At 48.6% G+C, this 12787-nt stretch carries 8 protein-coding genes; all 8 read right to left on the bottom strand.

Annotated elements, in window-relative coordinates; genetic code table 11:
- Nucleotides 1-84: 84 nt before the first annotated feature.
- The gene (locus L6J37_RS01635; protein ID WP_237793905.1) at nucleotides 85-1164 is read right to left on the bottom strand and encodes a 3-deoxy-7-phosphoheptulonate synthase; all 1080 of its coding nucleotides are present in this window, start codon (nucleotides 1162-1164) and stop codon (nucleotides 85-87) included.
- Nucleotides 1165-1255: 91 nt separating this feature from the next.
- On the bottom strand, nucleotides 1256-2101 hold the full coding sequence (locus L6J37_RS01640) for a siderophore-interacting protein (RefSeq protein ID WP_237793906.1): 846 nt from the start codon (nucleotides 2099-2101) through the stop codon (nucleotides 1256-1258).
- A 223-nt stretch (nucleotides 2102-2324) separates the two neighbouring features.
- Nucleotides 2325-3341: a hypothetical protein gene (locus L6J37_RS01645; RefSeq protein WP_237793907.1), complete on the bottom strand. Its 1017-nt coding sequence runs from the start codon at nucleotides 3339-3341 to the stop codon at nucleotides 2325-2327.
- A 2-nt stretch (nucleotides 3342-3343) separates the two neighbouring features.
- Entirely contained in the window at nucleotides 3344-6595 is a 3252-nt protein-coding gene (locus L6J37_RS01650; protein ID WP_237793908.1) for a type I restriction endonuclease subunit R, read from the bottom strand.
- A 12-nt stretch (nucleotides 6596-6607) separates the two neighbouring features.
- Complete coding sequence (locus L6J37_RS01655; protein ID WP_237793909.1) at nucleotides 6608-7657, bottom strand: PDDEXK nuclease domain-containing protein; 1050 nt, start codon at nucleotides 7655-7657, stop codon at nucleotides 6608-6610.
- On the bottom strand, nucleotides 7657-9069 hold the full coding sequence (locus tag L6J37_RS01660) for a restriction endonuclease subunit S (protein WP_237793911.1): 1413 nt from the start codon (nucleotides 9067-9069) through the stop codon (nucleotides 7657-7659). The genes L6J37_RS01655 and L6J37_RS01660 overlap by 1 nt, the downstream gene beginning before the upstream one ends.
- Nucleotides 9062-10093, bottom strand: coding sequence for an Abi family protein (locus L6J37_RS01665; RefSeq protein WP_237793913.1), 1032 nt, complete (start codon nucleotides 10091-10093; stop codon nucleotides 9062-9064). Before L6J37_RS01665 ends, L6J37_RS01660 begins: the two co-directional genes overlap by 8 nt.
- 205 nt (nucleotides 10094-10298) lie before the next feature.
- Nucleotides 10299-12605: a type I restriction-modification system subunit M gene (locus tag L6J37_RS01670; protein ID WP_237793915.1), complete on the bottom strand. Its 2307-nt coding sequence runs from the start codon at nucleotides 12603-12605 to the stop codon at nucleotides 10299-10301.
- Nucleotides 12606-12787 lie beyond the last annotated feature (182 nt).

Below are 12787 nucleotides of genomic sequence, written 5' to 3' on the forward strand. Positions count from 1 at the left end.
GTCCAAAAAGAAGCCAGCCTGAAACGGCTGGCTTTTTGTTGTCACCCCTAAACCACTGCCTGTAGCGGGTGTGACTGTTCAGATTTACCCTTCATTGGCCGCTAACCGGGTCTGATGTCCCTGACGGCGCTCTTCGACAGCGTCGGCCAGCATCGACAGCAGGGCCTCGGTATCGTCCCAGCCGAGACAGGCATCGGTGATGGACTGACCATAGGTCATGTCATCTGAGATCTCCTGCCGCCCTTCAACCAGAAAGCTTTCGGCCATGATAGCGGTGATGGCATGGTTGCTGTTGCTAATCTGGCGGCACAGCTCTTCGGCCACCAGCAGCTGGCGCCGGAACTGCTTCAGGCTGTTGCCATGGCTGCAGTCGACCATCACCCCTGTGGTGATCCCTTTGGCCTCCAGCTGCTGCAGGGCATGGTGAATATCTTCTTCGCTGTAGTTCGGCGCTTTACCGCCGCGCAGGATCAGGTGGCAGTCCGGATTGCCTGTACTGTTAACGGCATAAAGCTGCCCGTCCTGACCTGTGGTGGTGTACAGGTGCGGGTGGCGGCTGGCAATGATGGCATCCATCGCCACACTGACATTACCGTCGGTGCCGTTCTTAAACCCGACCGGACACGGCAGGCCGGAAGTTTGCTGACGGTGCGGCTGGGACTCAGTGGTTCTGGCACCGATGGCGCCCCAGCTCATCAGATCGGCCAGATAAGTAAAACTGGTGGTATCAAGAAATTCGGTGGCGGCCGGCAGTCCCAGTGCATTGATGCGGATCAGCAGCTCTCTGGCCTGTTGCAGGCCTTTGCCTATTTGATCGCTGCCGTCCAGATCCGGGTCAAACAGCATGCCTTTCCAGCCCACTGTGGTACGCGGTTTTTCAAAATAGGTGCGCATCACCACCACCAGCTGATCCTGATAGCGCTCGGCGTAACGGGCCAGTTGCTCGGCATACGCCATGGCCGCGTCCGGATCATGAATCGAACACGGGCCGATGACGACCAGCAGCCTGTCGTCCTGTCCGTGTAAAATCTCTCTGATGGTACTGCGCGAGTGTGCGATATGCTCGGTCAGTGCGGCCGGGCAGGGGATCGCGGTTGCCAGTGCCGCCGGTGTGGGTAGTGCCTGCCATGAATGGGCACGGATCACTGAAGGGTCAATAGCCATTGTTGTTTCCTTTGTTGTCATCGGGAGATGACATCACTCTTGTGCTTCAAAGTGCCCATACAGGCAAATGCCGGTTCGATCTGGATTATTATTAATTATCAACAGCCTGGTGGCGGCTGGTGTGATAGCTGTCTTCATCTATACCAAAGCGCCAGTACGGGATGGCATAGACCTGAGTACGCTCGACATCCAGTTCGCGGCGAATAAAGCGGCGCAGGCCAACGACAATCTGCTCTTCACCGCCGAGCCAGAAATAACAGTCGGCAATCTGTTCGGCAGTGGTTTCGGCATTCGTTTCGGTATTGAAAAGCTGCTGGCAGAACTGGTCGATCAACGGCTGAACCTGATCCGGCTGGCCGATAAACCACTGAACCTCAACCCCTGCCGGACAGCGGAGATCCAGAATATCGGTTTCATCACTGACCTGAATCGCCACATAGCCGCGGCTGTCTGCCGGCATCTCTTCCAGCATCGCACTGATCGCCGGTAAGGCCGTCAGATCCCCGGCCAGATAATACTGCGAGGCCGGATTGAGCATAGGATACGGGCCACCCGGCGGTGAGATACCCAGCTTATCGCCGGGACGGGCATTGAGCGCAAACCGCGACGCCGGACCCAGATCGCCGTGCAGGGCAAAGTCGATATCCATTTCACCGGTTTCCCGGCGCAGTTCGCGGACCGAGAAGGTGCGCAGCAGCGGTTTGTCTTCGGGTGATGCCCACTTCGGCCCGGTTGCCGTCATGGTCGGCAGCACAGGCTCCGACTGTCCGTCCTGGCTCAGCATGATCTTGATGTGCGCACCATTACTGCACGGTGGGTAGTGCGCCAGCGCCGTTGATGTGAAGGTGACACGCCGATAACGCGGGCCCAAATCCTGGACAGATTTCACCGTAAGTAACACCGGCTGACGTTTTTCCCTGCTGTCGGGCACGGACATAATGTTTCCTTAATCAGTAATGATATTTATTCTCGTTTGATTATACATAAACTCATCAGCGATAAAAGCAAAAGCTCACCTAAGCAACTGAAAGGGTATGGGGAATGGGGAAATGGGGAAATGGGGAAATGGGGAAATGGGGAAGGGTGGGGGTTTCAGTGGGGGCTGATAGTGATAAAGCCCGCCAGGTTAAAACCTTGCGGGCTGGTACAGGAATTCAGGGTCAATCCCATTCAAACCGTAATTCGGTAAATCGCTGTTGGATCTCTACAATGAATCGATTTGTATTATTGATATCCCAGTTTCTGGCAACGTAGTAACCAGCGTCTTGATAGAAAAACTCAGGTTCACGTTCAGAGCGGTATTTTCTATATTTGTCAGCTGTGCCAGTGATTTCATGTAACTGCTTTAACAGCTGAAAAGAGCAGGTTTTATTATGTCTTAAGTAGTCAAATACTGCGTCATCAATCAACTGGTATGTTTGAAGCGCCTGGACGGTATACAAGCCTATATCCGATTTGCGAAAGCCTTGCTGATACAGTGTACCGTTCACATACAGGTTCAGTCGTGAGCGATCCTTTCCGTCATTTCGCGCTGCGCGTTCTTCACGCTTTTTGTGCCTGACCTCAATCTGATAGTCCATGGCCTCGGGCAGCGGAATGATTTGTTCGACATTTAACAGCAGCCGTTCGTCAAGGCGCAGTGGGTTTAAGCGAACACAACGGATATCTAACCCCATATCGTTGAGCCAGAGTACCGAGGTGGTGATTTCTTTTGAAAAATTCCTGGCCGCAAGAACGATGCGCGACTCCTTGCCGAAATCGTCTTCCTGCGGGGTATCCCAGCCAAGGAAATCAAGCAGCACACTTTCTGCGTCAAGATCTTGTTCTGTGCGGCTTAAAAACTCTTTATAGGCATGAATTGCATGCTCCCAGGTTAAGTTCGCCACCATGGCAGCGTAGCGAATGGCCTGAAGCTCCATATGGCCGCCATCGTCATCACGCTTTAACTCAATCACAACGAGATTGGCCGATTTATCCACGCCGAGTAAATCAATGCGGCGATTTGACTCAACAAAATGTCCGTATTCTTCGGCAATCACCAGGGTGTCCGGGCTGATGGCTTGAATATTGGCTCTGAGCAGTCGTTGGATATCCTGACGTTCTCTGAGTTTCTCTGCTTCGAATGAAGTTGTTTCTACCTTGATTAAGGTGTCATTGGCTAATTCGTAAATGGCCATAATTAATTTTTATATCCACTCAACATATCGAAGATAACCCGCGCAAATTGTTTGGTTTTGTTCGGATCAGACAAAAGCTGCATCATCTGCTCTTGATGGGCTTCGTTGCTATTCAATATCGCATCATCTATGGCACGCGGGAAGTCACCTAGCATGGCTTGTTCGCGGGTGTTATTGGCGATTTGGCTCATGACTGTTTCGTTTTCTGTGAGCTTGTCACGCACTGTAAAGGCATAATTGATCATGTCTTTATCGGTCAGGTTGTCGGTGACAAACACCTCGTTTAATCGCTCTATGATGTGAGACAGAAACTCTTCTTTCTTGTCCTTTGGCTTAGCTGTGCCTACATCGTTGCTTGGATGCAGTTTGTACTCAGGCGTGTTCTCTTGAAGCTGAATGTCCTGTTGACGGATCTTCGACAGACGATAGTGGCTCATGACCACATTACCAAGGTCAAGTTCATCCTCTTCAATCACCTTCTCGCGCAGCATTGGCCGCAGGTGACGCGCATACAAGCTCAGCTTCTCTAGCTCTTTATCGTCGTAATCGACAATCTGCGACATAAACTCATAGAAGCGGACAAAGCTGCCTAAATCTTTTTTAAAGATCTCAAGACGGTCTTTCTCCTGCTTACACTCTTTGAAGGTATTTTCCGCATTGGCGATTAACACGGCATCGCCTGTTTTCTTGGTGCGTTCAAACACGTTCTTAGCATGTATGTATGCTTCTACCGCAGAGGTATAACGCTTGCGCCAACGGTCAATCGCAGGCTTACAGATGTTACTGATTGCGGCATTTGATTTGTTCTTGGTAAAGAAGGCATCAACGAATTGATCTACCTCCGACCATAAGAAAATGCCGCTAGCACGCAGCTTCTCTGCTAGGTCAAAAATCTTGTCAGGGTCAGTGACATCCTCTAGTTCAGCCACTTGATAATAAGGCTGGAAAGCATCCAAAATATCTTGCGGGTCGTTGTAGAAATCGAGTATGAAAGTACCGCATTCGGCTTTGCCCGGATAAGTTCGGTTAAGACGAGAAAGCGTCTGCACACACTCAACGCCAGCCAGCTTTTTATCTACATACATGGCGCAGAGTTTCGGTTGGTCAAAGCCGGTCTGAAATTTATTAGCAACCAGCATCACTTGATAATCATCAGTGTTAAAGGCTTTGCGCATCTCGCGGCCTTTCAGCTCAGGGTTCATGTTGTGCTCAGTAAACTTCTGATCCATAAACGCCGTGCTGTCTGGGTCGGCAGCGTTAAACTCAACTTCGCCAGAGAATGCGACCATTGCGCGAATACCTGCGTAACCATGTTCAGAGACGTACTTATCAAACGCCAGCTTATAGCGCACCGCTTCTTTACGCGAGCTTGTGACAACCATCGCCTTAGCTTGACCACCCAATAAGCCCATCACGTTCTTTTTGAAATGCTCAACAATCACTTTCACTTTCTGCGAAATGTTGTGGTCATGCAGACGCACCCAGTTATTGAGTTTCAGCTTGGCTTTGCCTGCATCTACTTCTTTATCTTCCGCTTCCAGCTTTTGCTTGAGTTGATAGATCACCTTGTAGTTGGTGTAGTTCCTCAAAACATCAAGAATAAAGCCTTCCTCAATCGCCTGACGCATTGAATAGATGTGGTAAGCCACCGGCAAGTTGCGTTTAGATGCTGGCTGCTCTGGATCAGGTCTGCGACCAAACAACTCCAGCGTCTTTGGCTTTGGTGTGGCGGTAAAGGCGTAATAACTCAGGTTAGCACTGCCCCGACGCGCCGCAACAGTGGCATCGAGAATATCTTCAGACGATAATTCGATGTCATCATCGGCTTCATCCGTCATCAATACTTCTTTAAGCTGGCGTGCGGTTGCGCCTGTTTGTGAAGAATGCGCTTCATCGGCAATGATGGCGTAACGACGCTCTTTGAGTGACGTTGAATTCTCAATCGCCTTTAACACATGCGGGAAGGTTTGAATGGTCACGATGATGATAGGCTGCGACGTTTCCAGTGCCGTCGCCAGCTTCTCAGATTTAGAGCCATCCCCCTCTTTACGGTTGATGCGTCCGACCACACCATCCGCATGTTCGAACTGATAGATGGTATCTTGTAGCTGATCATCCAGTACGGTGCGGTCAGTCACCACAATCACCGAATCAAACTGCTTGTTGCCGTTGGCATTATGCAGAGTCGAGAGTTGGTGCGCCGTCCATGCAATCGAGTTCGACTTGCCCGAACCAGCACTGTGTTGGATCAGGTACTTGTTACCTGTACCTTCTTCAACCGCGGCATTGACCAATTTTGTGACCACATCCCATTGGTGGTAGCGCGGGAAGATCAGGGTTTCTTTCTTAGTTTTACGCCCTTCCCAGTCTTCCTTTTCTTCAATTTGAAGATGGATAAAGCGCCCGATGATATTGAGCAGGTTGTCTGGGGTTAAAACCTCATTCCAAAGGTAATCCGTGGCGTAGCGGTTCTCATCTTCGGGAATGTCATTACCCTTACCGCCATCATGCGTGCCTTTGTTAAATGGCAGGAAGAATGTCTCTTCACCCGCAAGCTTAGTCGCCATGTGAACTTCATACTGGCTTACCGCAAAATGCACCAAGGCACCGCGTTTAAAGCTCAGCAGCGGCTCTGGCTTTTTAGTGGCAGGGTCTTTCGGTAAACGGGTCAGTTTGTACTGCGCAATGGCGTTTTCTACCGCTTGTTTGAACTCAGATTTCAACTCAAGGGTAGAAACTGGCAAACCGTTAACGAACAGCACCAAGTCAATCCGCCAGCGTTTTGCTTGTTTTCCGGTTGCTTCTAATTCAGCCTGCGTGGCATACGGACTGTACACTAGCTCCGGCACAATCCGGCAGATATTTTGCTGATAGCGAGCGAGAGTTTCCGGGTTCAGCGTATGTTCTGGCTTAAACTGACACAGTGAAAAGCGGGCATTGCGGATTTTCAGCCCGTGACGTAAAACACCCAAGGTGCCATAAGTGCGGGATGCGCGATCCGTCGCATTGATATCGGCTTTTTTGAGCTGGGCGACCAGAGCCTCTAAAAAATGGCGTTCGGAATCGACAGGAAAAACCTGGCAGAATTTGTCCCAGGTTTTCGGTTGTGTGTTTTGCACAAAGCTCAGCACATCCTGCTGATAGAGGGCTGATTCGCGATCGTAATCTGCTCCGGTGCCCAGCTTCCAGCCATTGGCCACCATCTGGGTAATGATATCGTCCTGAAAAATCCGTTCCTGTGTTGTGTCTGTCATCCGTATTTCCGTTTATTGATTCTTCTTGTTTTGTAATCGCAATGCTTGAATTGAGTGACGCTCTTTGGCTTTTTCAATGGCAAGGTGCAAACGCTGCTCAAAGACATCTTTACTGGGTAATTCGGTCAGATATTCGGCAACGTGGATACCGCTATTATCCATTTCCAGTAATTCAATTTGTTCTTGCTTTTTACTACTGCAAAGAATGATGCCAAGAGGCGGTAGTTCATCTGGCTCTTGTTCGTATTTGGCCAGCCAACGCAGATACAACTCCATTTGGCTTTTATGGGCGTGCTTGAACTTTTCCGTTTTTAATTCAATGGCAACTAACCGTTTTAATCGACGGTTGTAAAACAGCAGGTCGATGTAAAAATCGTCTTCATCGATTTGAATGCGCTTTTGCCGTGCAATAAAGGTAAAGCCTGAACCAAGCTCTAACAGGAATTGTTCTATATCTCTTAAAATGGCGTCTTCGAGATCTTTTTCGATGTAACGATCATCCAGTTCTAAGAAATCCAACAGGTACGGATCTTTAAACACCAGCTCTCTTGGCAAGGGAACGACATCAGCGTTTTCGAGTGTGTGTTTAATCAATTCATCTGGTTGCTTAGCGATTGCCGTGCGCTCGAACAACATGGCACCCACCTGCTTTCTTAAAGCGCGAACGCTCCAGCGCTCTACACTGCATAGTTTCAGATAAAACTGCACTGCAAGCGGATCGCGGTGGTACATCACCTCCAAAAAATGACTCCATGACAATTGTCTCGACAGTGTCGAGACAATGTTTTGATCGGTGAGTACTTCTGCAAACTTCATACAATGGCGCAGTTGCTGCGCGCTCCAGCCTTTACCAAATTGCTCGGTCAGCTGTTTGGCTAAATTGGCCACCACTTGCTTGCCATAATCGGCGCGTTCGCCACCCAGCACCTCTTGGTTAATGCGTTGGCCTATATGCCAATACAACAAGGTAATTTCGCTGTTAACCGCCACCGCCGCACGTTGCTTGGCTTGCTGAATGAGCGCAATCACCTCTTGGGCAAAGAGTGGAGTAGGCGACGTCATCACAACACCTCTTCCTTGATCTTGATGGTGGTTTGTTCACTCGCCTGAATTTGAGAGGTTGGCGCTTGCCAGTTGCGCACATCGATCTTGCCAGTAACAGCGGCTGAAATTAGGGCTGTACGGCGTTCTTTTAATAGTTCAATTTGCTTATTCGATTCAAATAGTATTTGGTCAAATCGATTCACCTGACCTCTAATGTAATCCAATAAATCACTTGCTTCGTTTGTCGGAGGAGCTACGTAAAAAAGTTCCTTTATCGTATCTTGACCAATATTTTGCATAGAGTGACTCGCTCCCGTTGCACAAAGTTCAATCTGTTCCCTTGCATTTGACGTCGATAAATAAAATGAAACCAATTCAGGTAAGTATCCTTCCCTTAATCTCAAGCGGTACAACTTGTCACACAAGAGAAGATGATCATAGTCGGCATCCACTACCGCGGCACTACCAACCAATCCTTTTGTATTTGCACGAGAGATAAGCAAATCATCTTTCTGGATTAAATATTGCAGCTTAGGCTCCAGAGTATCTGGAAGCACTTTATTTTCATTAGCTTTAAATAAACCATGGTTAACACACCCAACCTTTAACACTCCGTATTCAGGAGCTTCTGCTGGTCTTGCATCACACTGGGGACTCCACCCCTGTTCAAATAATGCAGTGATATACTTAATTTTTGTTACTTTCCAATGCTCTGGCACTTCCCCTAACCACTCCACACCAGAATCTTTCATCGGTGCGTCAGGATTCAAGCCTTTGGTCACCGCATGGCTGATCACCGCTTGGCGCTTTTCTTTCAGTAGCTTGATTAGTAGCTGCTGCTTTTCGAGCAAGGTGTCAATCTTTGCGGTTTCGTGATCGAGGAAGTTGGCGATTTGGGTTTGCTCTTCTAACTCAGGTGTACCAAGGGAATACCCATTTACAACTTCTGATGGTACGCGCTTTAATCCGCCAGCTCCCGTCATTGCCGCTGTTGCAATATCCATAAAGCTGTCTTCTTGGAGGCGGTAGTACAGAAAGCGGCTGTTTGTCTTTTCATTAGAACGAAGAACGTAAATCTCGGATGAACCAAAACCAACGCCGTTTACCAACCCAGAAGCAACTGCAATGTTTTTATTCTCAAAGCAAGGTGTAACCTTGGCCATGAGCACATCACCATCCTCGAAATATGTATACCCATCATAAACAACGCTGACTAGGCGCTTCTCATCCAAAACAATGGAGTTAAGTTTGAGCTTCTCCATCGGTAGGAAGTTGCATTCTTTATTCAACAATGTTCGGTCGATTGCTGATTTTCTAGGGTTTAAATTAGCTAGATACTTAATAGGTATAACATGCCAATGGCTAGGGATTTTACCCAGCCACTTAACACCAGAATCCTTATATTCTGGATACGCCTGATATTTACTCATCTTCACCCCCCCAAAAAATATGTGTACGCCAATCGTCAGGAAAGCCCATGGGTGCCAGTGGCACATTTGGGTAAATCACTGTGACCATAGCCTTTACTTTGTTATGCCACTGGCTATCCGGGCTGATTTGACGCATTAAGTGCGCCAGGATTAATAGCACCACATAGATACGACGGTTAGGCTGAACCATGCTGGGTTCTAACCTAACGGGCAGTTGCCATAATTCACCGTGTGGCACTTTGGGGGAAATAGAGAGTTCGCGGTTCCATAAACGGCTGTGGTGTGCACAGCAATTGCGGACAAAGTTCAGCGTGTGCAGCCAGCTTTGAAAGACATCTTGCGGCACGTCAAAACGCTTGGCAATGCCTTTACGGTCAGCATCTTTTGCAAGCCCTTGATACAGGTGGGAAATAGAGCCAAAGGTGAGCTCTTCGACCATTGCCCAGCTTGGCATCAGTCTCGGTTCGTTATAGCTGTGCTGGTAGAATCGAGGGTAGCTCTCTCGCACGCGGTTTTGAATATGCGCTTCTTTCACTGCTTGTGATGCGTTGCTTTTATTGATTTTTTGAATGTCGCGCTTTAGCTCTTGCTGTGCTTTACTCTGGCATGATTCCACTTCGCTTAACATGCGCTTATGGTTGTAGTCGCGGCGAAACAGTGACTCATTCAAATACCAGTGAGAGCCACTATGAGGCTGTTCGGTTTGGTATTTAGTGCCCATATGGTTGTTCAGAGTCGCGCGTACGGCTACTTCCATACGCTCTATTGCGTCCATGATCAATAAGCGTAATTCACGGTCAAAAGCATAGAGTTCGACAACAGACTTGAATTCAGCATCGGCTTTGAACGTGTGTGCTTGATCATGCGGTACTTGGAATGGGCGCATATAACTGGAAAGGCGGAAAAAGCTAATGACTTCCAGATAACGCTTGGCGCGATCAGGTTCACGAATGATTAAGCCGCGCTCTTGTAGCAGCGTAATTTGTTCGTCTAACGTTTTGGCGGGCTTTGTAAATTGGACCATTATTTTACCCCTGCGCTTACCATCCGCGATGGTGTTTGGGGTAAACAGTAGGCATAAAAAAGCCCACACAATTTGAGCATGCGAAGCATAGGCTTGGTGGGCGTGTTAGGTCCATTATTGACCACGCCGTTATTTTTAGTCAAGTTTAAATGTTTACAAAACCACGCCATTGCACTGAAAGAAGCAATTAGCGAGAACATGCGGATCATGAGTGTACCTCACTTAAAAGCTTCATAATGTCGGCACTGACCGCATCCAAATCGGCATCAATCGCTTCCAGCGCACGCGGTGGTTGATACACATAGAAATGACGGTTAAATGGAATTTCATAACCCACTGCTCCAATCTCATTGTCTTTGTCATCGCGCTTATCAGCATTTATCCACGCATCCGCAACATGTGGCTGCACTTCACGCTTGAAGTAGCTTTCGATAAGCGTTGATGTGTTTACGCTTGGGTCAAGTGGTACGTTCTCGTTATCACGCAGGTCGCCATCTTGTTGGAACTCAACCACTTTGCCTTTGTAGTCAAAAGCTCCGTAAAGCGGCTGTGCGTCTTCTTTCAGCACTTTTTTGATAACAGGCTCGGCGTCTTGGTTCTTCCAGGTGATCGCATCAGTAAACTGTTTCTTCTGCTTAGCGTCGAACTTGATGCCAGTAGCCTTGAACGCACCTTTGAGGGTCAGTTCAAACTGGTTAAAGTCGTCTGATTGTTGCGCCTTTCCACCAAGTTTTTCACCAACGGCAACTTGCAGGGCTTTCGCCGCATCCATCAGGGCTTTCTGGCTTAACCACAGTTTACTGTCCAGCACATCTTTGATTTGCTTTTCTTTCAGCTCAGGAAAATCAGCTTTGATTAACGCACGTACTTCGGCTTCTACGTCAATCAGTGTGCCGTATGTGTCTTTTGTCCATTCAGTGCCAAACTGCTCAAAAACAGCCTGCATCACACCGTTAAATGGCTTAGGCGCAAAGCGCAGTGACTCCACCGCTTCATCGGTGATTTGTGCTGACAGACGTAGCGGGCGCTCAATGGTTAGGCGACGGTAGCCAAACTCGTGCGTATCAAAAATCTTAGCGGTTAGTGGCTTGCCACTTTCGGTCAGGGTGTCGGTTTCAACAAACTCACCAAAGTTCTTGGTGATTGCACGGATTTCATCGTCAGTCAGGAAGTGACGCTTTGAGCCAAGCGATTTACGCATTTTACTGCTTAAGTTGGCACCATTGATCAGTTGTACTTTGCCTTTACGTTCAGGAGCTTTCTTATTGGTCAGCACCCAAACATAAGTCGCAATGCCTGTGTTGTAGAACATGTCGGTCGGCAGCGCGACAATGGCTTCCAGCAGGTCGGCTTCCAGAATATAACGACGAATTTCACTTTCACCACTGCCGGCCCCGCCGGTAAAGAGCGGAGAGCCGTTCAGGATAATGCCGATACGACCGCCATCAACCACTTGGTTATCAGTGGTCTTTTTGTCACGCATTTTGCTGATCAGATGCATCAAAAACAGCAGCGATCCGTCGGAAACTCGTGGTAAGCCCGGCCCGAAGCGACCATCAAAGCTTTTCTGCAGATGTTCTGCTTTGATTTCATCTTCAATCTTTTTCCAGTCAACCCCAAACGGTGGGTTTGACAGCATGTAATCAAATGCGTCAGCAGGTAGTTGGTCGTTCGACAGCGTGTTGCCCAGCTTGATACGGCTGACATCTTGCCCTTTGATCAGCATATCGGCTTTACATATCGCGTAAGATTCCGGGTTCAGCTCCTGCCCAAAGGCACGCATCACGGCATTTGGGTTTAACTCATGTACATATTCCATCCCGGAGGATAAGAAGCCACCGGTTCCTGCTGTCGGGTCGTAAATGGTGCGGATAATGCCATCTTTGGTCAGGGCTTCATCGTCTTCCATAAACACCAGTGAGGTGGTGAGGCGCACGATATCCCGCGGGGTAAAGTGCTCACCTGCCGTTTCATTGGAAGATTCTGCGAAGCGACGGATCAGTTCTTCAAACACCAGGCCCATGTCATGGTTCGAAATGGTCTTTGGGCTGAGGTCGGTGGTCGCAAATTTCTTCACAATTTTGTACAGCAGGTTGGCGTCTTCCAGCAAACCCACAAACTCATCAAACTTAAAGTGCTCAAAAATCTCGCGCGCGTCTTTCGAGAAGGACTGAATATACTTTTCCAGATTCGACTTGATGTTGGTCTGGCCCATCTTGCCAAGATCCATTGGCGAGGTATTAAAGAAAGCCAGACCATCCGCGTTTTGCGGCGTTTGCGTTGCACGCAGCAGGAATTTTTCCTGCGCTTCTTCCGGCAGTTTCATCGGTTGAATACGCTGATATTCGGTAACCACCGCGTCTTTACTGCTCTCCAGTACACACTCCAGACGACGCAGCAGTGTAAATGGCAGGATGACCCGTCCATATTGAGATTGTTTGAAATCACCGCGAAGCAGGTCAGCCACCGACCAGATAAAAGCCGCGGTTTGAGAGAAATTATTGTTGGTCATGAAGAATCTCGGAACTAGCCAAAGTTAAACTGCCGGCGATTATACAGAAGGATTCCGGCGGTGTCTGATAGGGAGTGCAAAGTATGCATCATGGTTTGGATAACAGATTGAGTGTGGTGCTTTTTAGTGTGTTTGATTGTTCCGGAACAGGAATCAGAGATGTGTCACTCATGATCGGCTAT

This window comes from Photobacterium sp. WH77 (assembly GCF_022014395.1).
In the GTDB taxonomy this organism is placed as follows: domain Bacteria; phylum Pseudomonadota; class Gammaproteobacteria; order Enterobacterales; family Vibrionaceae; genus Photobacterium; species Photobacterium arenosum.

Excerpts from the sequence above, each read along its gene's own strand:
- L6J37_RS01635 (WP_237793905.1), bottom strand. The coding sequence starts at position 1,164 with ATGGCTATTGACCCTTCAGTGATCCGTGCCCATTCATGGCAGGCACTA.
- L6J37_RS01640 (WP_237793906.1), bottom strand. The coding sequence starts at position 2,101 with ATGTCCGTGCCCGACAGCAGGGAAAAACGTCAGCCGGTGTTACTTACG.
- L6J37_RS01645 (WP_237793907.1), bottom strand. The coding sequence starts at position 3,341 with ATGGCCATTTACGAATTAGCCAATGACACCTTAATCAAGGTAGAAACA.
- L6J37_RS01650 (WP_237793908.1), bottom strand. The coding sequence starts at position 6,595 with ATGACAGACACAACACAGGAACGGATTTTTCAGGACGATATCATTACC.
- L6J37_RS01655 (WP_237793909.1), bottom strand. The coding sequence starts at position 7,657 with ATGACGTCGCCTACTCCACTCTTTGCCCAAGAGGTGATTGCGCTCATT.
- L6J37_RS01660 (WP_237793911.1), bottom strand. The coding sequence starts at position 9,069 with ATGAGTAAATATCAGGCGTATCCAGAATATAAGGATTCTGGTGTTAAG.
- L6J37_RS01665 (WP_237793913.1), bottom strand. The coding sequence starts at position 10,093 with ATGGTCCAATTTACAAAGCCCGCCAAAACGTTAGACGAACAAATTACG.
- L6J37_RS01670 (WP_237793915.1), bottom strand. The coding sequence starts at position 12,605 with ATGACCAACAATAATTTCTCTCAAACCGCGGCTTTTATCTGGTCGGTG.